Below are 23,891 nucleotides of genomic sequence, written 5' to 3'. Positions count from 1 at the left end.
GAATTCGGGACCGGCATGTTGACGTCCGGGAATTCCCAGGTATTATTATCCCTGTCGCCTGTGACAACGCGGGTGACGACCACCGGCCGACAGGACGGTAACGGACAACCGATACTGAACTGTGGGTCGCGTATCCCTGCGTTGGTGTTCGGCCGGAATGACTCGCCCCAAGAGGCAGGTCGCTCCGGCCGCTGACATCGTCGGGGGCTCTCTTTGACAATTCGGTCGATCGTGGTGGATCGTTGTGGACCCTCGAGGGAAGCCGGCGTGAAGCCGTCGGGGTCGTCCCCTCCCGGTTGGGGAGGATGGCGGCAGGGACGGCAGCACCAACCGGCATACGATTCCGGGATGCAAATCCCAATGAAAATCGTCTGCGACCAGTCAGTTATTTCCTCGACCCAGAGGGAGAGGATCGGCGAGTCATCTTCGGATGGTGAGTCGGACCAATTTTGAAGGGTTTGATCCTGGCTCAGAATGAACGTTGGCGGCGTGGATTAGGCATGCAAGTCGTACGGGCCGCAAGGCCAGTGGCGCAAGGGTGAGTAAGGCGACGGTAACCAACCCCGGAAATGGGTATAGCCGCGGGAAACTGCGGGTAATCCCCAGCGACGCGAGGACTCGGCATCGAGGCCTCGCCAAAGCTCCGGCGTTCCGGGACGGGCCGTCGTGGTATTAGGTAGTTGGCGGGGTAACGGCCCACCAAGCCTGCGATGCCTACCGGGCGTGCGAGCGTGGCCCGGCACACTGGGACTGAGACACTGCCCAGACTCCTACGGGAGGCTGCAGTCGAGAATCTTCGGCAATGGGCGCAAGCCTGACCGAGCGACGCCGCGTGGAGGACGAAGGCCTTCGGGTTGTAAACTCCTGTCGAGGGGGAAGAAGCCGAAAGGTTGACTGAACCCTGGAGGAAGCACGGGCTAAGTTCGTGCCAGCAGCCGCGGTAAGACGAACCGTGCGAACGTTATTCGGAATCACTGGGCTTAGAGCGCGTGTAGGCGGGAGGGCACGTCCGTCGCTGAAATCCCACGGCTCAACCGTGGAACGGGCGCGGATACGACTCTTCTGGAGGAACGTAGGGGGACCTGGAACTTCCGGTGGAGCGGTGAAATGCGTTGAGATCGGAAGGAACGCCCGTGGCGAAAGCGAGGTCCTGGACGTTTACTGACGCTGAGACGCGAAAGCCAGGGGAGCGAACGGGATTAGATACCCCGGTAGTCCTGGCCGTAAACGATGGGCACTGGGTAGGGGGCTCGCCGATGGGCTCCCTGCCGTAGGGAAACCGTGAAGTGCCCCGCCTGGGGAGTATGGTCGCAAGGCTGAAACTCAAAGGAATTGACGGGGGCTCACACAAGCGGTGGAGTATGTGGCTTAATTCGAGGCTACGCGCAAAACCTTATCCCAGGCTTGACATGCACGGATTAGCCGGCGGAAACGCCGGTGAGGCCGCAAGGTACAACGTGCACAGGTGCTGCATGGCTGTCGTCAGCTCGTGCCGTGAGGTGTTGGGTTAAGTCCCCTAACGAGCGAAACCCCTGTGTCTAGTTGCCAGCGCGTCATGGCGGGAACTCTAGACAGACCGCCGGCGTTAAGCCGGAGGAAGGCGGGGATGACGTCAAGTCCTCATGGCCCTTATGCTTGGGGCTGCACACGTACTACAATGGGGCGGACAGAGCGTCGCAAGTTCGCAAGGACAAGCTAATCGCAAAAACCGCCCCTCAGTTCGGATTGCGGGCTGCAACCCGCCCGCATGAAGCTGGAATCGCTAGTAATCGCGGATCAGCATGCCGCGGTGAATGTGTTCCTGAGCCTTGTACACACCGCCCGTCAAGCCACCAAAGCGGGGGCATCCGAAGTCGCCGGAGCCGCAAGGCAGGCGCCGAAGATGAAACCCGTGATGGGGACTAAGTCGTAACAAGGTAACCGTAGGGGAACCTGCGGTTGGATCACCTCCTTTCTAAGGATTTCCTTGGAAAATCTCGGCCCGAGACCGGGCCAAAGCGGTGCGAGTTATCTCGCGTCGTCCGGTCGGAAAGGCCGCATCGGCACCGTCCCTAGTTCTCGACGCTTGACGCCGGCTTCCCACGCGGGTCCGTAACGCAACACCACGAACGATCGACCGTCTCAGATGAAAATCTGATGGGGTGACGGTGGGATGAGCGATCATCCCACCTCTGCTCTATCGCTTATTCGAAGTCCCGCTGGGTGCGGGGCGGTGCTGTCATCAGACAGCTTCGCCCCCTGGCCAGCGGCCAGGTAGGCCCCGGGTTGCCGGGCGCCGATCGCTCCTTGACAATTCGGTGATTTGGTCACGCAAGAATACCGTAGCAATGGTAGTGGCATACCAAGTATCTCCACAACAGTGGAACCCTTACGGATCGCGAGACTGACACGCCGAGAGGCGGACAGGTCTCGCAAGTATCGTTACACGGTGGTGAAGCCGCGTCGCGAGACGCCGACTCACCAAGCGGGAACGTGACCCATGCCGGATCGACTGTCGCACCCGTGCGGCGGCCGGATCGGCGTGGTCAAGCTCCTAAGGGCACGGGGGGGATGCCTAGGCGTCATCAGAGATTCGGGCGTGGAAGGCTGCGAAATGTCCGGGGGAGCTGCCGAACGAGCGTCGATCCCGGAATGCCCGAGGAGACCCGGGGAACTGAAACATCTCAGTACCCGGAGGAAAGGAAATCAACCGAGACTCCCTCAGTAGCGGCGAGCGAACGGGGACCAGCCTAAACCGGGTGGGACACCACCCGGGGTCGTGGGGCCGGAGTCGTGGGATGAATGAGCGTCAGCCGAAGTTCCTTGGAACTGGACACCGTAGCGGGTGAGAGTCCCGTAGGCGACGATGCGAGTTCCCCTATCCGGTACCCGAGTAGGGTCGGGCACGTGAAACCCGGCCTGAATCGGCGGGGACCATCCCGCAAGGCTAAGCACTCGATGACGACCGATAGCGAACCCAGTAGGGCGACCGAACGGTGGGAAGAACCCCGATGAGGGGAGGAGACTGAACCTGAAACCCCGTGCCTACGAGCGGTGGGAGGGCATTGGCCTCGGCCAGCCTGACCGCGTGCCTTTTGCATAATGATCCGGCGAGTTACTGTATTCGGCCCCAGGTTAATCCCTTCAGGGAGGAGCCGCAGCGAAAGCGAGTCTTCATCGGGCGCCATAGTCGAGTGCAGTAGACGCGAAACCAGGTGAACTACCCATGGGCAGGTTGAAGCGGCCCTAACCGGCCGTGGAGGACCGAACCCACCAGTGTTGAAAAACTGGGGGAGGACCCGTGGGGAGGAGTCAAAGTCTTATCAAACCTGGAGATAGCTCGTTCTCTCCGAAATGGCTTTAGGGCCAGCCTCGGGACATACCCTGCGGGGGTAGAGCGACGGAATTCGGTCGGGGGGCTTCCCGCCTACCCGCCGAAACCCAACTCCGAATACCGCAGGGCGGACCCCGGGAGTCAGAACGTGGGGGATAAGCTTCACGTTCGAGAGGGAAACAACCCAGACCGCCGACCAAGGCCCCCAAGTCGACGCTCAGTGGCAAAGGAAGTGGGATCGCGGTGACAGCCGGGATGTTGGCTTAGAAGCAGCCACCATTTCAAAAGTGCGTAACAGCTTACCGGTCGAGCCATCCCGCGCCGAAAATGACGGGGACTAAGCGTCGCGCCGCAGTCGCGGATCGGAAACGATGGTAGGAGAGCGTTGCCCGCCGCCGCGAAGCCGGATGGAAACGACCGGTGGAGCGCGGGCAAGTGCGAATGCCGGAACGAGTAACGATAAGATGGGTGGGAAGCCCATCCGCCGAAAGCACAAGGTTTCCTGGGGAAGGTCAATCCGCCCAGGGTCAGTCGGGACCTAAGGCGAGGCCCAAGGGCGTAGCCGATGGACAGGCGGTTAATATTCCGCCACCCGTCATGAAGGTTGAGCCGCGGAGGACGCCGGGACGAGGAGAGTCGGGGCGCTAGATACCCCCGTGCCGCAAGGCCGACAGCATTCGATCTGGAAGCTCTTTGAATTCCCGGCCACGAAAAGCCCCGCGGGGACGACATGACCGGCCCGTACCGCAATCCGACACAGGTGTGCTAGGCGAGCATCCGAAGGCGTTCGGGAGAACCCTCGTGAAGGAACTCGGCAAAATGACCCCGTACCTTCGGTATAAGGGGTGCTCACCGCAAGGTGAGCCGCAGAGAATCGGCTCTAGCGACTGTTTATCAAAAACACAGGACTCTGCCAACTCGCAAGAGGACGTATAGAGTCTGACGCCTGCTCGGTGTCGGTAGGTTGAGGAAGGCGGTCAGCGCGAGCGAAGCTGCCGACCGAAGCCCCGATAAACGGCGGCCGTAACTATGACGGTCCTAAGGTAGCGAAGTTCCTTGTCGGGTAAGTTCCGACCTGCATGAATGGCGTAACGACTGGAGCACTGTCTCCACGAGGGACCCGGTGAAACTGTAGCCGTGGTGAAGATGCCACGTACCCGCGGTCAGACGGAAAGACCCCGTGAACCTTTACTGCAGGTTGGCATTGGGTCAGTGTCCTTTCTGTGTAGCATAGGTGGGAGGCTGCGACACGGCGGCGCCAGCCGTCGGTGAGCCATCGGTGAAATACCACCCTGAAATGACCCTGATCCTCACCGGTCCGTAGCCCGGGCCGGGACCATGCTCATCGGGCAGTTTGACTGGGGCGGTCTCCTCCCAAAGAGTAACGGAGGAGTGCAATGGTACCCTCGGCCCGGTCGGCAATCGGGCAACGCGAGCCGCAAACGTAGAAGGGTGCCTGACTGCGAGACCCATCAGTCGAGCAGGGACGAAAGTCGGCGTTAGTGATCCGGCGGTGCTGGATGGAAAGGCCGTCGCTCAACAGATAAAAGGTACTCCGGGGATAACAGGCTGATCTCCCCCGAGCGTCCCTAGCGGCGGGGAGGTTTGGCACCTCGATGTCGGCTCATCGCATCCTGGGGCTGGAGAAGGTCCCAAGGGTTTGGCTGTTCGCCAATGAAAGCGGTACGCGAGCTGGGTTCAGACCGTCGTGAGACAGGTCGGTCCCTATCTGCCGTGGGCGTAGGAAACTTGCGGAGCGTCTCCCCTAGTACGAGAGGATTGGGGAGGACCGACCTCTGGTGTGCCGGCTGTCCCGCTCGGGGCATCGCCGGGTAGCCAGGTCGGGACCGGATAAGCGCTGAAGGCATCTAGCGCGAAGCCCCTCCAAGACGAGGTTTCCGGCACGAAAGTGCGAAGGCTCCTGGAAGACGACCAGGTCGATAGGCCGGGAGTGCACGGCGAGCGATCGCCGCAGCCGACCGGTCCTAACAGCCGACCGCTTGACCACCCCGATCCGTCCGCCTCCACCGGCTTCGCATGAAGCCGATGGCGAAGGATGAGATCCGGAGTGTGGTTCACACATCACCCGGACCATGTGACATACGGATCTATAAGGATCTGCTGTCGTCGAGGTCCTCGGGTGTGCCCGCCCGCCGCGGTCCATTCGACGCGTGACCGGATCCACCGAAACGCGTCCGCCGGGCCTCAACGCCCGGCGGACGAATTTCCGGCGACCATACTGACGGGGTCCCACCCGTTCCCATCCCGAACACGGCCGTTAAGCCCGTCAGGCCCATGATAGTGCCCTTGGCGCGAAAGTCGGTCATCGCCGGAATCCCACAAGCCGCCCCGGTCACCCCCAAAGGTGACCCGGGGCGGCTTTTTTTGTTCTCGAGCTTCCGCTTAGCATCTTCCAACACTTCACGATCCACTCGTTCTTGCGCTTCCCAGAGCAAACAAAGACGCCCGATTCCCCGGTATCATACCGGGGAACCGGGCGGGGCTTGTCGCCGCTATGGACGGTGAGAACCGTCGGACTGGCGAACGTCAGGGATAGTAGATATACGTCCCGTTCGCCGGATTGTAGTACACGGGATACTGGTAGCCATTCACGGTGTAATACTGGCCCGTGAAGTAGGGGGCACCGGCGGTCGTGCCATAGCCGCTGTAGCCGCTTGAGTAGTTGTAGCTCGGGGACGAGTAGCCGGAATAGTACCCGCTGTTGCCGTACCCGTAGCCAGAACCGTAGCCGTATCCACCATACCCGCCATAGCCCAAGCCGTAGCCGAGCCCATAGAACGGGTAGTAACCCAGGCCGCCGTAGCCACTGCGGTAACCATAGCCGCCGCCGCGATAATAGCCGCCACCGCCATGGTAGTAGCCGCCACCACCGTGGTAATAACCCCCGCCGCCGTGATAACCGCCGACATGGCCACCACCCACGTGACCGCCACCCATGTGGCCTCCGCCGCCGCCATGGCCGCCGCCGCCTCGAGCGAACGAGGGAGTTACGGATGCGACCGCCACCACTGCCGCCAAGAGCATCGATCGGACTAGCATTGCCAGGCTCCCTGAAGTTGATCTTTCATTGGAGACGCCCAGGCCTCGCCATAACTTCGGTCGAGCGTCCGTTCGGTCTTTCTACGACGTGGGGGAGAATATTGGTCGTTTGATGGGTCGCGTATTCACCCTGATTCCCGACCGGTCTTCGCCGGCGTTCCGCCGGAATCCTCCGGAACACGCTTCCGCCCGGACCAATTCCCGATCGACTGTCCGTGCCTCGCTATCGCGACTTGCGAGAGGGGCGATCTTTCGCCAACGTTTGCAAGGATCCTGATCTCTTCTTTCTCCGACCCCGGCACTCTCCCTCGACGAAGTCCCCTTCCACCCCCGCGGGCGAGCATTCGACGGCACCGATTGTGCACCGAGCTCGGCCCTCGGCGGAGTGCTCCCCCTTGCGCCCCGACCGCGAATCCCCGCCTCATTCGAGAGGCTCTTAACGTGTTCTTCTACCTGCTCATACGAGGCGAGTTTGGTCCGGGTTCGCACTCACCGAACCAAATGTGTCCTGTTCTGCTACGTATGAATGGGCTGAAACGTGACCGCCTTCGCAGGTCCTCGCCAAATCCGGCTCGATCACGCTCGATCTCCGCTCCCGGCATTGGCTTGTCTCTCCAGTCCGAATTCAGGCCGACCCGATTCCCGCGGCGATATCACCGTGTATCATGTGGTCGTTCGAGAAGGCGAGGTCCCGGGGCTCTCCCGGGCGAACGGCCTCGAATCCGGGCAAGCCCTCCCCGCCCGGGGCCCGATTCGCCTTCTCCGGGCGTCAAAAGACACTCATCAACTGGGATTTTGAGGTTCCGATGCCCCAGCGTTTCGCCTACCTCCTCGCCCCACTCCTGGCGGTCCTCTTCCTGCATTCGAGCCCGAGTTTCTCCGCCGAGCCGATCCGCTATACCCTTCGTTTCCCCGCCCCCCAGACGCATTACGTCGAGGTCGAGGCCACCGTCCCCACCGACGGCAAGCCCGAGGTCGAGTTGATGATGGCCGTCTGGACGCCCGGGTCGTACCTCGTCCGCGAGTACGCCAGGAACGTCGAAGGCCTCTCGGCGAAGACCCCCGAAGGCAAGAGCCTGACCATCGAGAAGACCCGCAAGAACCGCTGGAAGATCGGGACGCCCGACGCCGAACGGATCAGCGTCTTCTATCGCGTCTATGGCCGCGAGATGACGGTGCAGTCGAACTGGATCGACGAATCCTTCACCATGCTCAACGGCGCGGCGACGTTCCTGACCCTGGCCGGGTCGACCGTCCGGCCGCACGAGGTCTCGCTCGTCCTGCCGCCGAACTGGAAGCGATCGGTCACGGGACTGCCCGACATCCCCGGTCCTCCCGGCCACCGCTACGTCGCCGCGGACTTCGACACGCTGGTCGACTCCCCAATCTACGCCGGTAACCCTGCGATCTATGAGTTTGAGGTCGACGGCAAGAAGCACTTCCTCGTCAACGAAGGGGAAGGGGGCATCTGGGACGGGCCCAAGTCGGCCAAGGACGTCGAGGCGATCGTCCGGACCGAGCGCGACCTCTGGGGCCACCTGCCTTACGACAAGTACGTCTTCTTCAATATGCTGGTCGAGGGCTCCGGCGGCCTCGAGCACAAGAACTCAACGCTCCTGATGGCCAGCCGCTGGGCCACTCGTCGGCGCGCCGATTATCTTTCATGGCTGAACCTGGTCGCGCATGAATTTTTTCATACCTGGAATGTCAAGCGCATGCGCCCCGTCGAGCTGGGGCCGTTCGACTACGAGGGGGAAGTCCTCACCAGGAGCCTCTGGATCGCCGAGGGGATCACCAGCTATTACGACCGCCTTACGGTGCGTCGGGCCGGGCTCAGCACGGTCGAGGAGTATTTGACCGGGGACCAGCCGCCGCCTGGTTCTGACTCCGACCAGCCCAAGGGCGACATCGAGAAGCTCCAGGAGACGCCCGGGAGGCTTGTGCAGCCGCTTGAAACGGCCTCGTTCGACGCCTGGATCAAGTACTACCGCCGCGACGAGAACACGCCGAACACGGCGATCAGCTACTACACCAAGGGGGCCGTCGTCGGGCTCCTGCTCGACGCCAAGATCCGCCAGGCGACCGATGGGGCGAAGAGCCTCGACGACGTCATGCGGCTCGTCTACTCCCGCTACTCGGGCGAGAAGGGGTACACGCCGCAGGAGTTCCGGGCCGCCGCCCAGGAAGTCGCCGGCGTCGATCTGAAGGAGTGGTTCCGCCTCGCCCTCGAGACCACCGAGGAGCTTGATTACTCCCAGGCCTCCGGCTGGTACGGCCTCCGCTTCGGCAAGGGCAGCAAGGGCAAGGTGAACGACAAGGCTCCCGAGAAGGCCTGGCTCGGCCTCGTCACCAAACCCGAAGGGGGCAAGCTCATGGTGACGGGGGTCAAGCGCGAGACCCCGGGGCACGCCCTCGGGTTCAACGTGGGGGACGAGATCGTCGGCATCGACGAAGAACGCATCCTGCCCGAGCAGTGGTCCCGGCGCATGGAGCAATTCCGGCCGCAAGATCGCGTCTCCATCCTCATCGCCCGCCGGGGCCGCCTCATGCGGATCGCGACCACGTTCGGTAAGGAGCCGGTCACGGCGTGGAAGTGGGAGATCGACCCCGACGCCGGCGACCCAGCCAAGGCACATCGCAAGGCCTGGCTCAAGGACTGACTTTGCCTCGCGTCGACATCGCAGGCCCGGCGCCTGCGATGTCGGCTCGATCAGGAAACGGCGTTAATGACGAACTGATCACATCATTTGATTCAGAACTCGTCCTCGGGTCGGATCACCTCGCCCGAGGCGGGGGTGCTCAATGCCTTCAGGTGGCTCGGCTTGACGCCCGTCCTGATGAAGCGGACCGAGCCGTCGGATAAGAGGAACAGGGCGCCGGTCTTCTGGGGACTCCCGAACCCTTCGGGCGATTGATTGATCCCCAAACCGGGATCACGCCGGTTCATCGGATCGCCCCAGGGCTTGAAGCCCTCGGCAACCTCGCCCGCCATCAGGGTCTGGCTCGTGCCATCCTTGAAGTCCTCGATCCGCAATGCCTTGTCATTCCCGAGCACCCTTACGTTTGCCGTGTAGTGCGTGAGGGCATATCCCGCCGCATCCTTCTCCTCGGGGGAGCCGAACTCGGGGTTCAGGAGCCCTCGAAGCGGCGTCTGGAATGCCCTCGCGTTCACAGGCTCATCCCAGGGCGACAGGAAGTCAATCTGCTCGGCGAGGGCGGTCTCTTCCATGAAGGGCAGCAAGAGCGACTGCCAGCTATGGAGGGGCCTCCCCGTGCGGTCGAACGTAGAGCCGGGCGGGAACGTGCCGATTGATTGATTGTAGTTGTAGAAGGCCAACCCTATCTGCTTGAGGTTATTCACCGACCTAACCCGGCTCACGGCGGGCGACCCTCCGAATGTGAGGAGCCGGTCCTTCGACGCCAGCAGCCAGCCGAGTTGATGGACGACCCCGACCGTCGCCACGCCCGAGGCGAACAGGATGACCACGCCTCCCACGACCGCGGCCGTCCAGCGCTTCCTCCAACGCCATTGCGAGTTCGAACCGGCCTCGGCCAACCGGGGCACGAGCCAGGTCAGGAACCCGTGCAGGCCTAGCGCAAACGCGACCACCGCCGCGGTCGCCGCGAGGACGCTGCCGACATTCAGCGTCAATTGGGGGATGACGCGGTAGAGGAAGGGAGCCCAGCCGAATGCGAGGTTGAGGGCCAGGTCGAACGGGAGGATGATCCCCATGCAGATCAGGAGCATGGATACGACGAAGGCGATGATGATCAAGGTGAGTCTCGACATCACTTCCCTCCCGATGCCAGGAGGTTCTTGATCTGCTCGAACGTCATCGGCCTGACCGCCAGGCTCGTGAAGAGCACGAGGGGATGCTTATCGAAAATCGCAGGCTCGATGGCCAGGGGACGTTCATCGCCGCCCTGGCGTTGCCCCTGGATATATCGATATTTCATCTCGGACGGGTCGGGGACCACCCAGGCCTTCTCGGGGATCTCGGCGACCTGGGCGTCGGGAGGGAATTGCCCGCCGTGACTCTCGGCGTAATGCGAGAGGAGGAGCCCCAGGCTCTCCAACTTCTGGCGCCGAAGGGAGAGCTTCGCAGGGTCCGGGTTTGGAGCCGGTTTCGTCTTGGCCTCATCAAGCTTGTAGGTGAGCCCGTCCTTGCGCCAGGCTCCCGGCGTCAACAACTCACGGGCGCCGGAAATCATGGTCAGAACGATCAGGAACAGCAGGCCCCAGAGGGTCATGACGCCGATCGCCCTGCGGAAGGAGAGCCGAGGCAGTCTCGGGAAATCGCCGGTCAGGCCATTCCAGATCCGCTGGAACAGCCAGGCACACACCAGGAAGGTCGCGAGGAAGAACGAGATGCTCTGGAGGCGAAGCCTGGCGAGATCCTCCAGCGTCGCGAACGGCGAAGGCATCCCAGCCTCCGCGGGCCCTTCGACAAGGGACCACGCCGCGAGGGCGTACATCACGACCGCGAAACGTCGTCTCATCGCCGGTAACAACTCCATCGCTTTGGTCCGGCATCCGAAGGTATCGGGGTCGCGAGGCGGTCGATGCCACGAGTGCTCACCTTCACGGGCAGCCATCATCGGGCATGACTCCCACAACCGTCAACGCTCGCGAAAGGCAATTCGCACGACCACGTTATGAGAGCCCTGCACACGATCCGATACTTATTGATCAAGGATGTGTTGGTGTCAGCATCCGGCAAATCCCAAGGGCGCCGAGGGCCAGTGGGGTTGCGATGAGCGGGTCGTCTTCCTTGGACGCTTGCCAGCGATTCGACCAGAAGCCGTCGGGCCTCTGGCGCTCGATGAGGGCCTTCGCGAGTTCTTCGGTCCAGGGTACATCGCGGCCCTGGGAGCGGAAGTGAGAGGTGCCGAGGGCCCGGAAGGCATGGGCGGTCGACCAGGCCGTGTAGTAATAGGTGGCGTCGCGCTCGACCTCGCGTATTGGTTCGAAGGTCCCCGGGTTGCGACTGGGGTCGAAGTGGTTCTCGAGCCAGGCTCGCGCGGCGATGACGCGTGGATGTTTGGCCGAGAGCCCGCAGCGCAGGAGGGCGCGAAGGCCATCGGCGGTCGGGCCGCCGTAGGAGTGGTAACGCTCGCGACCATCTGAGTCGACCCCAGCCACGCCCGCCTTGTTCCGCACGGGGTCGGTGGGGGAGAGGAAGAAGCCGCCGTCGGCGAAGCGAGAATGGTGCTCGTCGAAGTTCTGGCAGCGCTGCACGAATTGTAGGGCCTTCTGGATGGCCGGGGTATCGTTCGATGAACCGGAGATCCCGAGGGCCCCGAGGGCGAAGAGGGTGGAGGAGAGGTCGGCGTCGGCCGGTGATCCTGCGTTCGCATCGATGGATTGTTTGCTCGTCGGGAAGGTCGCGTAGCCCCAGGCGCCGTAGGCCGGGTCGTCCGGGGTCCAGCCGAGGTCCTCGGTGAGCTGCCTCGATTGCAGGTCGGCGAGCCAGGCGTCGCGCGGACGTGTGCCACTGCCCGTGTCGTATCGGCTGAGGACGATGGCAGCCGTCGATGCCGAGTAGACGGGATAGATCGCGCCGAACGGGCCGTAGTCGATCGAGCCGTCCTGACGAACGCGGCGAGCGAGGTACTCGGCGCCGAGCCGCCTGGCTCGTTCGGATCCTGGCACGCTTGGGCCATAAAGGATCGCCTTGAGCACGGGGCCCGTCAGCGAGAGGCCGTCCTTCAGGGCTCCATAGGTCTTCGAACACCAGGAGCCATTGCTTGATTGAGCTCCAATGAGGGCTCGAAGGCCCGAGGCGAGGGCGGCGTCCATCTCCTCGAGCAGCGTCCTGCGGCGGGCCTTGCAACCCGACACGCCAAGGCCCATCGAGATCATCGAGAGGGCGAGACGACGGCTGATCGATGCTTTGGGAAGGGAATGACGACAAGAGGGCACGGTCTCTTCATACATTGACCCCGTTGCCATGATGAGATTCCGATCACGCCACGGAGTTGGGAACGCGTGAGGTGCTGAGCGAAATTTGCCAGCACCTCACACGGCGACTTATTTACTTATCTATTTTCTTAACTCTTGGCTATTTTTCAACGGATTTCTGCACAGGCTCAATGCACCGACTCTTTCGCTTCGGCGGCCGGCTTTGCCTTCACGGGGACGGGCGTGCGATCGGCCATCAGGACGAGCAGCGCGGTGGAGGTGCAGAAGGTCTTGCCGGTGATGCAGTGGTGGCCCGACCAGCTACCGTCCTGGTTCTGGATGCGGTCGAGGTTGCTGGCCATCGCGTCGTCCCAGCGCTTCCAGTCATGGCCGCCCTTGAGAACCAGGCTCTCACTGATGTTCATGTAGCTGAGGAATTCCTCGCCGCCGTTGGAGCCGAAGCCGGCGACGAAGCCGGCGTCGTCGAGGCGGCCGAGCAGGGCTTTCTGCGATTCCTGATGGGCCTTGCGAGTATTCTCGACGCGGTCCAGGCCGCGTTTGGCGAAGCTGCGATCCTTGTCGTTCTTGGCGGTGTCGTACATCATGCGGAACTTGGCTTCCGCCGCCTCGTTGGTGTTGACCGAGTCCTGCAGGGTGCTCAGGTTCGAGGCCCGTGCGTAGAGCTCGACGCCGGCGGCTCCGTCCATGGCGAAGCCGCGGCCGCCTCCCATCATGCCCGCCATGCCCATGCCTCCCGCCCTGGACATGCCGGAGACTTTGGCCCGACCGGCGGTCCTGGTACCTGCGGTCTCGCCGGGGGCGGATTCCAGCAGCGCCACGGTCTCGACCGGGGGAGCGGCGGCCGTGGCCGGCTTCGCGGAGGCGGCGTTCGACTGGGCCACGGCGAAGCTCTCGGTCTTCGCGAGGACCTCGGCCGGGACGTTCGCACCGGCCTGCGCGGCTCGGTTCAGCCCTTTGCCGCCGACCGATTGCGCGAGGATCGGGGCCCAGCCGGTCGCGTTATCCCAGGTGCCGTCGGCCTTCTGGTGCTTCTTGATCTTGGCCAGGACCTTGTCGAGCGACTGGTTGACCTCACGGTTGGCCTGCTCGTCACGCATGCGGCCCTTGACCTCGGCGAGGAATAACGAGGCGAGGAATGTGTCGATATTTGGACCCAGTTTCATCTGGACGCGGGTCCCCTTGACGTTTGAGACGTCCAGCGAGTCGGGGGCCGAGGCGTCGACCTGGGACCGCACGTATTTGACCGCCCTGGCAACGGCCTCCTTGTAGGTGCCGCTCTCCGGCGTGTGGCCGGCTCGGAGCAAGGCGAGCGCGGCGATGCAGGTGTCGGCGACGTTGGGGGTGTCGGTGAACTGCTTGCCGCCGCCGGGGTGCATGGTCGCCGCCTCTTCCCCCTGGCTCCAGCCGCCGTTGGGGTGCTGGTGTTCGACCAGCCAGGCCAGGCCTTTCGCCACGTGATCGCTCAGGGCCTTGGGCGGGACAGCCGTGGTCCAGACCGTGGGGGCTGGGTCGGCCTTCGCCTCGCCGACTTCCTTCTGAGCGGGGGGAGGCTCATCGGCGAGAGCCACCGAGACGACGGAACGGCAAGACTCCCAGACGATGCTCAGCACCGCCAGGGCCGCCAGGGCCAGCATCGCAAACCGCTTGAACATCGGACCACCTCCTCGAAGGACGGGAGCGCGGGCACCAGCATCGAAGCGACTCGTTCCCTTGGACGTGCCGAGTCGCGGCGAAGTTCCGGGTTCGCAGAAATCGGTCATGGCCCGCATCGTCGCTATCTCGTTAACGCTCGAGGGGCCGAGTCATGAGGAGGAGGTCGCAATTTTTCTCCAGGGGCTCGGAACAGGATCCACCAAACATCCTCACCCTTTGGCGAGTTGCGTCGGGATCGAACCGACGATTCGAACACGCAAAGAGGACGGGCCGCACTCGCCGGCGCGGCACGTCCTGCGGGGAAAACGCGAGGCTCAAGAACGGCAAGATCAGAGCAAGACCGGCTTGCCGAGCTTCCGGCGCACGGCGACCATCTGGCCGGCGTGGAGGCTCGCATGGGTCCCGACGAGGCTCATGAGCGCGAGGACGGTCGGGACGAACTTCGACCCGGTCTCCGCGTTCATATCCTCATCGGTCAAGTCGTCGAGGGCCCGGTAAGACCCGGCGCGGGTCTTCGCCCAGAGGTCGAGGTATTCCTCCTTGCTGAGGGCGGGCTTGAAGGCTCCGCTCTGCATGACTTCCTTGGCGTGGGCCTCCTTGAACCCCTCTGGGAGCGGCGGGCAGAAGCCGGGGCGGACCTTCTCGATGGCCCCGTGCTCGACCGCGATCACGTGGCCGATCTGCCAGGCCGCGGGGTTCATCCCCGAGACCGGCACGGCCGCGAGTTCTTCGTCGGTGAGGTCCTGGAAGTAGAGCTTGAGCAGATACTCGCCCATCCCCATCGAGGCTCGGATGGCATCTTTCGCGGTCGGCATGGATAGCTCCCGAATTGACAGACAAGTCTGTCCAGAACGTCGGCAGTGGAAACCTTCTGACGGACTGACTGAGGCCAGGTTGAGATTCGCCGACATGCGAATCTCAAGCGGATTTCGTCGGGCGACGCTTCGGCCGGGCCGTGGCGTCACGGATGAGGAGCGCGGCGGTCGTGCAGGCCGTCGCGGCATGCTGGGGATCGCGATGGATCAGGGTCATCGAGATCGTCCCCTCGATCAGCAGGGACAGTTGCGAGACGAGAAGCGTCGGATCTTGCACACCGGCGGCCGCGGCGAGGCTCTCGAGGAAGAGGCGTCGGCCCTGTCGCAACTCGAGCTCGACCCCCTGGATCCGAAGATCCAGGCCCCGACATTCGGCGACCGCATTGAACAGCAGACAGCCGCGGAAATCCTTGCCGTTGACCCACGCGGCCAGGACTTCGAAGACGGCGATCAACTGCTCCTTGGGCGTGCTCGCCCGGCGCTCGACCTCCGTGCGGAACCATTCCCGCCACCTCGCCTCGTTGTCGCGGAGGACGGCGAGGATCAGGTCATCCTTGGACCTGAAGTGCTTGTAGAGGGTCATCTTCGCGACGCCGCTCTCGGCCAGGATCGTGTCGATGCCGGTGGCGAGGATCCCCTTCTCGTAGAAGAGTCCCCGCGCCGTCTCGACAAGTTCATCCCGCTTCGACGATCGCTTCATTGACCCTCCATACATACAGGTCTGTCTATTTTAGGGAGATCGGCGGGAAGATCAAGGAGGGAAGGGGGCGGCATCGTCGAATTTTCGAAGGGAGCGAACCGAGCCTCCGGTCTGGAGGGCTCGGTCCGGCGAATGAGTCGGGGCGTGGGGGATTACTCCGGCTTGCGGCCGACGAGCACGACGATCGGGAAGCTGAAGCGGATCTGCCCATCCTTACGATAGGCCCCGACGCCCAGGCGGTCGTGGCCGATGTCGTCGGCGAAGATTTGCCGGACCTTGTCGTCGTCGCCCGGGTTGGGGAAGCAGCCGGCGAGGAGGTCTTCGAGGACGACCTCGAGGCCGTAGAAGCCGACCTCCACGTCGACGAGGCCGGCGTCGCGGAAGAGGTCCGCGAACTCGCCGAGGCCCAGGGCGCGGACGTGGGAGGGGTCGCGGAGCGTCTCGACGCGGTCGTAGGCTTCTCCCTGCTCGGGATCTCGCGAGTAGACGTCCACCACGACCACGCGGCCGCCGGGCTTGCCGACGCGGACCATCTCGTCGAGCACGCGGCGGGGCTCGAGCATATGATGGAACGAATAGCGCGTGAAGACGAGGTCGAAGGCGGCGTCCTCGAAGGGCAGGGCGGTGACGTCGCCGACGCGCCAGTCCACGTTGGTCAGGCCGCGCGAGGCCTGGAGTTCCCTTGCCTGCTCGATCATGGCGGGTGTCAGGTCGATGCCCGTTACATGCTGGGCGAACTTGGCGAAGGCGGTCGCGACGAGGCCGGGGCCGCAGGCGACATCGAGCACGGCGTCGGTCGGCTGCACGGCGGAGGCCCGCAGGACGTGCTCGAGGGACGACTCGTTGGAGTGGGCCGGGAATTCCTTGAACGGGACGGCCTGCCTGGTGAATTGCTCGAGGATCAGGCGGCGTTGGGTTTCGGCGTTCATGCGCGTGCCCTGGCGGTCGGAGGAATGGCCCGTTGCGGCGGACGGACTGCCCGCCGTCGCCCGGCCGATTCGTGGGATCGCCCAAGTTTAGGAAGGGACCACGCGACCGTCTTGAACGTTCTTGCTGGCGTCGCGATAACGCCCCGGCGTGACCCCGGTGAGACGCCGGAAATGCCGGGTCAGATGCGCCTGGTCGGCGAAGCCAAGCCGGGCGGCGACCTCGCAGACGGGCTCCCCTTGTCTCAAGAGGACGCGAGCCCGGGAGACTCGGGCCTGCAGGAGATAGGCGTGCGGGGGCATGCCGAAGGCGCGTCGGAACGACCGCGAGAAATGGTAGGGGCTCAGGCCGGCGATCGCGGCGAGTTGGGCCAGGTCGACGCCGTCATAGGGGCAGCTTTCGAGATAGTCACGGACGCGCTCGAGCGAGGCATGGCCGCGCTCGGGCAACCTCGGGGCGATGAGGCTACGCTCATGGATTCCGCGAACCAGCGACTCCACGAGGTCGAGGATCTCGACCTCCAGCATCAGGCGCGAGGTGTCCCGGGCGATCGCGTCATGGACCCGGAGGAACGTCTTCGCCAGGGCCGGGTCGGCGCGAGTGCCGGGAGCGACTTCCGCGAATGAGGCCTCGGGCAGATAGACGGTGTCGAACCGCCAGGCCTCGCAAGCTGCCGGGGAGAGGGAATGGACCTGGCCGGGCGGGATGATGACGAGGTGTCCGGGCGGGGATTCCGTGCGGCTCTCGCCGATCCAGAACGAGCCGGAGCCCTCGCGCGTCAGGCTGAGCTGGACCTGATTGTGCGTGTGCCGCGTCTGGGCGTGCGAGGTCCATGACGAGGTCCAGGCCTCGAGATCCAGGCCCGGCGACCTCCTCAGGGCGTTCCAGTTCGCTTCCTGCCTCGATGAACCCAACGCGAAGCCTCCTCGTCCCCATCGAACGACCTACAGCCCTTGCGATGAGCAAAGAACGCACCCGACGCCTCGCGAGTTCGCGCAGGCGTCCAATCAACTCGAATGGGGATTCTCCGCATTCCAACCGATCGGGGCGGAGGAGGGAAGGCCTGATCGGTCCCCCGGCGGTTGCAACGCCGGGGGGAACCCAGGCTCATACCATCAAACGTCGAGTTTGTCGCGGAAGCCGCCGTAGACGATCTGGTTGACCATGTCGCGATCGTAGAAGTCGTGCGGGAACCCGAGTTCGACGCGGCTCACCTTGTCGAGCCGCTCAACCTGGGCGGGATCGAGCTTCAATTCGAGGCTCGCGAGGTTGTCCTTGAACTGGTCGAGCCGACGGGCGCCGACGATCGGGATGATCGGCTGCGAACGCTGGCGGAGCCAGGCCAGGGCCACTTGCGCGGGGGATCGGCCGCACTCGTTGGCGACGGCGAGGACCTCGCGGACGGTGGCGTCGACCTGCTCCGACGTCCGGAGCATGGGCTTCATCATGTCGGTGCCGAAGCGGCCTTCCGCCCCCTCCGCGCGCTCCTTGAGGTACTTGCCCGTCAGGAGCCCGCCGGCCAGGGGCGACCAGGCCGTCACGCCGATGCCGAGGGCCTGCGCCATGGGCAGGAGCTCGCGCTCGACGGTGCGCTCGACGAGGCTGTATTCGATCTGGAGCCCGACGAACGAGGTCCAGCCGCGCAGCTCGGCCAGCGTGTTGGCCCGGGCGATCAGCCAGGCGGGCATGTCGGAGATCCCCGCATAGAGGATCTTCCCCTGCCGCACGAGGTCGTCGAGCCCGCGCATCACCTCGTCGATCGGCGTGATCCGGTCCCAGATGTGGACCCAGTAGAGGTCGATGTAGTCGGTCCGGAGCCGCTTGAGGCTGGCCTCGACCGACTGCATCATGCTCTTGCGCTGGTTGCCGGCCGAGTTGACGTGGTTGTCGGGCGAGGGCATCGCGTTGGTGTACTTGGTCGCGAGCACCGCGCGGTCGCGGTTCCCCTCGAGGAACTCGCCGAGTTGGGTCTCGCTGGTGCCGTTCGTATAAACGTTGGCCGTATCGATGAAGTTGCCGCCGGCCTCGAAGAAGGTGTCGAGGATCTTGCGGCTCTCGTCTTTGGCCGACCCCCAGCCCCACTCCTCGCCGAATGTCATGGTCCCCAGGCAGAGCTCGGAGACGCGCAGGCCCGACCGACCCAGGAGCTGATATCGCATGTTTTACCCTTCACTCCATGTTTCGAAGATATCTCGATACGTACCCTGATTCAGGCCGACCCCGAATCCGTCGAGGCCAGGCGTTGCACGAGTCGGTCGAAGACCCGGATCTCCCCAGGGCGGAGCCGGCGCTGGCGCTCCTCGAAGGCCGCGTGGATCGCCGCCGTCCCGAGGCGCACGGCCTCGCGGCCCTCGTCCGTCAGGGCGAGCCGGAACCGGCGGAGGTCCCCCGGTTCCTTCGTCCGGAGCAGGTAGTTCTTCGCCTCCAACGGCTTCACGAGATACGTGACCGTCGGGGGCGGCAGGCCCAAGATCCTGGCCAGTTCTGCGGGATACGGCGACTCCTCGACCGCGGCCAGCAGGAGAAACGCCTTGGGCTGGAGGCCCAACGCATCGAGGCCCGGCTCGGCCTCCTCCATGATCAGGCCCATCAGACGCCAGAGCCGCCCGAATGTCCCGCAAAGGTCGTCCATCACTGTCCTCGGCGAATGGTAAGCCGAGGAACTTCCGAAGTCAAATAGTTTCATTCAAAACTATCAAGCGACCGCCAGGGCCTGGAGGGGCCGCTCACGGGCGGTTGGGGATGTATCGGTTCGCGAGCTCGGCGTAGTCCTCGCGGATGGGGCTGAAGGTGTCGAGGATGACGACGGGCCCCTCGACGACGATGACGCGGTGGGGGACCCCCGAGGGGATCAGGAACATCGCGCCCGGCGAGACGCGGCGGGTCTCGTCGCCGATGGTGAGGTCGACGACCCCCTTGATGAGCATCCCGCCCTGCTCGTGGGGGTGCGAGTGCGACGGGATCTCGGCCCCTTCGTCCATCTCGAGGTAGGAGAGCATGAGGTTCTTGCCGTACGGCGTCCTCATCCGGCAGCCGGGGACGGGTTCGATCGGCGGATGCTCAAAAATATCGATGAATCCCATGATGATCCCTCGAAATGCTTCGTGAATGAATAGGAGGCCGACCTCGCGCGTGCGGTGCCCGGGCACGACCCTTGGGTTACGGGCGATGTCGCCGCGGCCTCGCCTGGCATTATAAAAGGGCCGTCGGCCGTTTGCATTCCATCGCAGGTCGGGAGGCTCAGGGGCGCAGACGGAAGCGTCGGCGATAGTCGGAGGGGGTCATGCCGGTCTCGCGGCGGAAGGCGATCGACAGTTGGCGGCCGTCGGTGAATCCGGAGAGCTCCGCGATGGCCGACATCGACAGGTTCGTCTTCATCAGCAGGTCCCGCCCGCGCTCGATGTGGACCCGGCAGATCTCCTCGGAGATGCTCCGCTGCAGCCACTTGCGGAACCGGCGCTCGAGCGACCTCCGCGCGACGGGGACGGCCTCGAGCACGTCGGGGACCCGGATCGGCTGGTGAGCATGCTCCTGGATGAACCGGACGGCGTCGCTGACGTCGGGGTCGGCGACGGCGATCAGATCCGAGGACTGCCGGACGACCAGGCCGACGGGCGGGAGCACGACGACTGAGGTTGATGGGGTCTGACCCCGCATGCGCTGGTCAAGCAATGTCGCGGCCTCGTAGCCGATCCGCTGGGCGGGGAGGGCGACGCTGGAGAGGGAGGGCCGGCTCATCTCGCAGAGCAGGTCGTCGTTGTCGACCCCGACGATCGCCACGTCGTCGGGGACGGAGAAGCCGAGTTGTCGGCAGTATTCCGAGACCTGGGCGCCTTGCGTGTCGTGGCTGGTCAGGAGGCCGACCGGCTTCGTCAAGGAGGTCAGCCATTGCAGCAGGGGGCGGTTCCAGAACCACATCCCCGTCGGATCCTGAATGCGATGGACATCATCGTGGAAGACCGAGACCGTGAACCCGGCAGCCTCCGCGATCTCGATCAGGCCGCGCTCGCGGCCGAGCGAGAAATCGTGCTCGGGGTAGCCGACGAACCCGAAGGTCCGCACCCCGCGCTCGATCAGGTGGCGAGCCGCCATCCGGCCGACCTCCTCGTGGTCGACGACCACGCGAGGCATCGGCAACCCCGGCAGGACCCCGGAGACGTTGACCACCGGCTTCCCCAGCGCGAGGACCGCCTCGGCGATCGGCGAGTTGAAGAGGTGCCCGATGTAGCCATCACACCGTAGCGACTTCGCCAGGCCGATCGCCCGCTTCTCGGGGGCGATCGGGGTCAGGATCCAGTCGCTCCGCTCCTCGGCGAACGATTTAATCCCGCGCAGGATCTCGCGGTAGAAGGCCAGGGTATGCGCCATCACAAGGCCAACACGAATGCTTTCGGAGGGCATGAGTCGACCCGGGGCATCACGAGGGCGTGTCGCAAATCGACAAGAGATTTGCGCATTCTGGCATGGCGGCAGAGGGTGGTCAAACGTTGAATTGATCCTGGAAACCCCGCCGACGACTCTCAACGACCATTCCAGCGGCGGTAAAGACCGGGGACTCATTCCGATGACTTCGAGGCGTCTCCACCGGGTTTGGTGGTTCATCCTGCTGCTGACGGCGCTCCTACCGTCGACCGGCGACGCGGCCGAGAACGAGGTCGGGGCGGCGAAGTTCTACCGCGGCATCTGCCTGAACGGGCCGGGACTCGTCATCGACGGGCACGCTTGGGAGGGGAAGGACGCCCAGCACTATCTCTGCAACGGCCAGTCGTTCGAGAATCAGAAGGTCGGCCTCAAGCCGAACTGCGACCCCGAACACGCCCGGATGATCCGGAGCAGCCGCTGGGGGAATAACATCGACGTGGAATTGACGGATGTCCCCGACGGGATCTATCAGGTCTTCCTCTACGTCTGGGAGGACAACGACCCGACCCGGTTCCAAATCCTCGTGAACGACAGGCCGGTCGTCGACTCGTACAACAGCCGCGGCGAGGGGATCTGGGCCAGGCTCGGCCCCTGGAAGGTCGACGTCACCCAGGGCAAGGGTCGGATCAAGCTCTCGGCCAGGGGCGGGGACGCGAACCTGTCGGGGCTCGAGGTCTGGACGGGGCAGGGGGAAGTACCCAGGACATCAGCCAGTTCCTCGGCGACGCCCGAGCAGTTGCAATTCTTCGAATCCAGGATCCGCCCGATGCTGGTCCAGCACTGCTACTCGTGCCACAGCGCGGGCTCGAAGAAGATCGGCGGGAACCTGCAGGTCGACTCGCGACCGGCGCTGGAGCGGGGGGGCGACACCGAGCCCGCCATCGTCCCCTACGACACTGAGGCAAGCCTCCTGATGACGGCCATCCGCCAGACCGACCCCGGCCTGCGGATGCCGCCCAAATCCAAGCTCTCTCCCAATGAGATCGCCGACGTCGAGGCCTGGATCAAGATGGGGGCTCCCGACCCCAGGACCGAGGTCGCCGCGCCCACGGAGAAGGAGAAGTCGAAGTACGCGATCGACTGGGCCAAGGCCCGCGAGTTCTGGTCGTTCAAGCCGGTCAGCCCGCCCCAGCCGCCGGCCGTCCGCCAGCAGGACTGGCCGGCCAACGCGATCGACCACTTCATCCTGGCCAAACTCGAAAGCGAGGGGAGGAACCCCGTCGGCGAGGCCGATCGCCCGACCTTGATGCGCAGGGCAACCTACGACCTCACCGGCCTGCCCCCCACACCCGAGGAGATCGAGGCCTTCGTCAACGACAAGGCCCCCGACGCCTTCGCCCGCGTGGTGGATCGACTGCTGGCCTCGCCCAGGTATGGTGAGCGCTGGGGGAGGTACTGGCTCGACGTCGTGCGCTACGCCGACACGGCCGGGGATAACTCCGACTTCCCGATCCCCCAGATGGTCAAGTATCGCGACTGGGTCATCGCTGCCTTCAACCGGAACCTGCCGTACGACCGATTCGTGAAAGAGCAGCTTGCCGGCGACCTCCTGCCCGCGGCAGACCGGGCGCAGAAGAACGAGCAGACCATCGCCACGGGCTACATCGCCAACGCCCGGCGGTTCGGCTCGAGGGTCTCCGACTACCCGCAGCACCTGACGATCGAGGACACGATCGACAACGTCGGCCGCGCCTTCCTCGGGCTCACGATCAACTGCGCCCGCTGCCACGACCATAAGTTCGACCCGCTGGGCACCGAGGACTATTACGCCCTCTACGGCTTCTTCCAGAACACGCGCTATCCCTGGCCGGGGATCGAGCTGGAGCAGTCCCAGCGCGACCTCGTGCCGCTCGTCCCGCCCGCCGAGGTCGACGCCGCCATCGCCGCGAAGAAGGTTCGCCAGAAGGAGCTCGACGCCGAGGTCCATCGGGTCGAGAAGGATCGCGACGCCGCCAGGGGGGACGCCCGCAACAAGCTCGACAAGGCCTTGAGGAAGGCCAAGGCGAAGGCCGAGGAGTTCGAGAAGGACGCCTTGCCCTTCGACCAGGCCTACGCCGTCTCCGAGACGGGCGCGGCCGAGAACACGTTCGTGCAGATCAAGGGGGATCCGAACAAGAAGGGGGCGCTCGTCCCCCGTCACTTCCCGACGATCCTCGGCGGCGCCAAGCTGCCCGACGACGACCGCACGAGCGGCCGGCTCAAGCTGGCCGAGTGGATCGCCGACCCGAAGAACCCGCTAACGGCCAGGGTGGTCGTCAACCGCCTCTGGCTCTACCACTTCGGCAAGGGGATCGTGCCGACCCCCAACGACTTCGGCCGCCAGGGGAGGGCCCCGACGCATCCCGAGTTGCTCGACTGGCTCGCCAATCAGTTCGTGGCCTCGGGCTGGTCGGTCAAGGAGATGCACCGGACGATCATGCTCTCGAGGACGTACCGGCTCGCCAGCCACCACGAGGCGAAGCCGGACGAGCCCCCGGCCAAGCCCGAACTGCTGGGCGAATTCCCCAGGCGGAGGCTCGACGCCGAGGCGATCCGGGACACGCTGCTGACCCTCGCCGAGGGGCTCGAGCCGGGCCCCGGCGGCCCGCATCCGTTCCCGCCGCAGTCGCAGTGGAAGTACACCCAGCACAACCCGTTCAAGGCCATCTATGAGACGAACCGCCGCAGCGTCTACCTGATGACCCAGCGGATCCAGCGCCATCCGTACCTGGCGATCTTCGACGGCGCCGACCCCAGCGTCAGCACCCCCCAGCGGATCACCAGCACGACCCCGCTCCAGGCCCTCTACCTGCTCAATGACCCGTTCGTCCACGAGCAGTCCCGCAAGTTCGCCTCGCGACTCCTGAACATCAAGGGGGACGACCACGCACGCCTCGAGCGGGCCTACCTCCTGGCCCTGGGGCGGAAGCCGGAGCCGGAGGAGGCGGAGACGAGCCTGGCCTTCCTCCGGTCGGTCCGCCAGGAGCTGAACTCCGCGGGCACCGCCGCCGATCAGGTCGAGCCGCAGGCCTGGCATGCCTTCGCCAGGGCCCTCTTCCGCCTGAATGAGTTCGTCTACATCGACTGATTTCCAACCGG

At 64.5% G+C, this 23,891-nt stretch carries 15 protein-coding genes and 3 rRNA genes; 5 read left to right on the top strand and 13 right to left on the bottom strand.

Annotated features, from left to right (window positions below; translation table 11 throughout):
• Positions 1-446 precede the first annotated feature (446 nt).
• From ACOYYX_RS25205 to rrf, 3 genes are all read left to right on the top strand, one after another.
• Positions 447-1,954, top strand: a 16S ribosomal RNA gene (locus tag ACOYYX_RS25205).
• A 569-nt stretch (positions 1,955-2,523) separates the two neighbouring features.
• A 23S ribosomal RNA gene (locus ACOYYX_RS25200) occupies positions 2,524-5,321 on the top strand.
• 218 nt (positions 5,322-5,539) lie between these two features.
• Positions 5,540-5,648: ribosomal RNA gene (rrf, locus tag ACOYYX_RS25195) — 5S ribosomal RNA — on the top strand.
• Together the 16S, 23S and 5S rRNA genes form the textbook arrangement of a ribosomal RNA operon.
• A gap of 212 nt (positions 5,649-5,860) precedes the next feature.
• Here rrf and ACOYYX_RS25190 read toward each other — a convergent pair.
• Positions 5,861-6,373: a hypothetical protein gene (locus tag ACOYYX_RS25190; RefSeq protein ID WP_422924832.1), complete on the bottom strand. Its 513-nt coding sequence runs from the start codon at positions 6,371-6,373 to the stop codon at positions 5,861-5,863.
• An 806-nt stretch (positions 6,374-7,179) separates the two neighbouring features.
• Between ACOYYX_RS25190 and ACOYYX_RS25185 the strand changes: the two genes are divergently transcribed.
• On the top strand, positions 7,180-9,033 hold the full coding sequence (locus tag ACOYYX_RS25185; RefSeq protein WP_422924830.1) for a M61 family metallopeptidase: 1,854 nt from the start codon (positions 7,180-7,182) through the stop codon (positions 9,031-9,033).
• A gap of 92 nt (positions 9,034-9,125) precedes the next feature.
• Here the strand turns inward: ACOYYX_RS25185 and ACOYYX_RS25180 are convergent, their stop codons facing one another.
• The 12 genes from ACOYYX_RS25180 to ACOYYX_RS25125 form a co-directional block, all read right to left on the bottom strand.
• Complete coding sequence (locus ACOYYX_RS25180; protein WP_422924828.1) at positions 9,126-10,163, bottom strand: DUF1559 domain-containing protein; 1,038 nt, start codon at positions 10,161-10,163, stop codon at positions 9,126-9,128.
• Entirely contained in the window at positions 10,163-10,873 is a 711-nt protein-coding gene (locus ACOYYX_RS25175; RefSeq protein WP_422924826.1) for a hypothetical protein, read from the bottom strand. Before ACOYYX_RS25175 ends, ACOYYX_RS25180 begins: the two co-directional genes overlap by 1 nt.
• Positions 10,874-11,063: 190 nt before the next feature.
• Positions 11,064-12,227, bottom strand: a complete 1,164-nt coding sequence (locus tag ACOYYX_RS25170) for a prenyltransferase/squalene oxidase repeat-containing protein (protein WP_422924824.1) — start codon at positions 12,225-12,227, stop codon at positions 11,064-11,066.
• Between the two features lie 236 nt (positions 12,228-12,463).
• Entirely contained in the window at positions 12,464-13,948 is a 1,485-nt protein-coding gene (locus ACOYYX_RS25165; RefSeq protein ID WP_422924822.1) for a hypothetical protein, read from the bottom strand.
• A gap of 330 nt (positions 13,949-14,278) precedes the next feature.
• Positions 14,279-14,764 (bottom strand): DinB family protein, encoded by a 486-nt coding sequence (locus ACOYYX_RS25160; protein WP_422924820.1) that lies wholly within the window; start codon positions 14,762-14,764, stop codon positions 14,279-14,281.
• 103 nt (positions 14,765-14,867) lie between these two features.
• Complete coding sequence (locus tag ACOYYX_RS25155; protein WP_422924818.1) at positions 14,868-15,464, bottom strand: TetR/AcrR family transcriptional regulator; 597 nt, start codon at positions 15,462-15,464, stop codon at positions 14,868-14,870.
• A gap of 152 nt (positions 15,465-15,616) precedes the next feature.
• Complete coding sequence (locus tag ACOYYX_RS25150; protein ID WP_422924816.1) at positions 15,617-16,393, bottom strand: class I SAM-dependent methyltransferase; 777 nt, start codon at positions 16,391-16,393, stop codon at positions 15,617-15,619.
• Positions 16,394-16,480: 87 nt separating this feature from the next.
• Entirely contained in the window at positions 16,481-17,305 is an 825-nt protein-coding gene (locus tag ACOYYX_RS25145; protein ID WP_422924814.1) for a helix-turn-helix domain-containing protein, read from the bottom strand.
• 201 nt (positions 17,306-17,506) lie between these two features.
• Positions 17,507-18,550 carry an aldo/keto reductase gene (locus ACOYYX_RS25140; protein WP_422924812.1) on the bottom strand — a complete coding sequence of 348 codons (1,044 nt, stop codon included), beginning with the start codon at positions 18,548-18,550 and terminating at the stop codon, positions 17,507-17,509.
• Positions 18,551-18,600: 50 nt separating this feature from the next.
• Positions 18,601-19,023, bottom strand: coding sequence for a MarR family winged helix-turn-helix transcriptional regulator (locus tag ACOYYX_RS25135; protein ID WP_422924810.1), 423 nt, complete (start codon positions 19,021-19,023; stop codon positions 18,601-18,603).
• 94 nt (positions 19,024-19,117) lie between these two features.
• On the bottom strand, positions 19,118-19,474 hold the full coding sequence (locus ACOYYX_RS25130) for a cupin domain-containing protein (protein ID WP_422924809.1): 357 nt from the start codon (positions 19,472-19,474) through the stop codon (positions 19,118-19,120).
• Between the two features lie 157 nt (positions 19,475-19,631).
• A complete protein-coding gene (locus ACOYYX_RS25125; protein WP_422924807.1) occupies positions 19,632-20,759 on the bottom strand; it encodes a substrate-binding domain-containing protein in 1,128 nt (375 codons plus the stop codon).
• A 196-nt stretch (positions 20,760-20,955) separates the two neighbouring features.
• On the opposite strand from ACOYYX_RS25125, the gene ACOYYX_RS25120 reads away from it, so the two are divergent.
• Entirely contained in the window at positions 20,956-23,880 is a 2,925-nt protein-coding gene (locus ACOYYX_RS25120) for a DUF1553 domain-containing protein (RefSeq protein WP_422924806.1), read from the top strand.
• Positions 23,881-23,891 lie beyond the last annotated feature (11 nt).

This window comes from Singulisphaera chitinilytica (assembly GCF_049331405.1).
Taxonomy (GTDB): domain Bacteria; phylum Planctomycetota; class Planctomycetia; order Isosphaerales; family Isosphaeraceae; genus PoT.
Note: the sequence above shows the minus strand (reverse complement) of the source record. Positions and strands in the feature narration are given on the sequence as shown.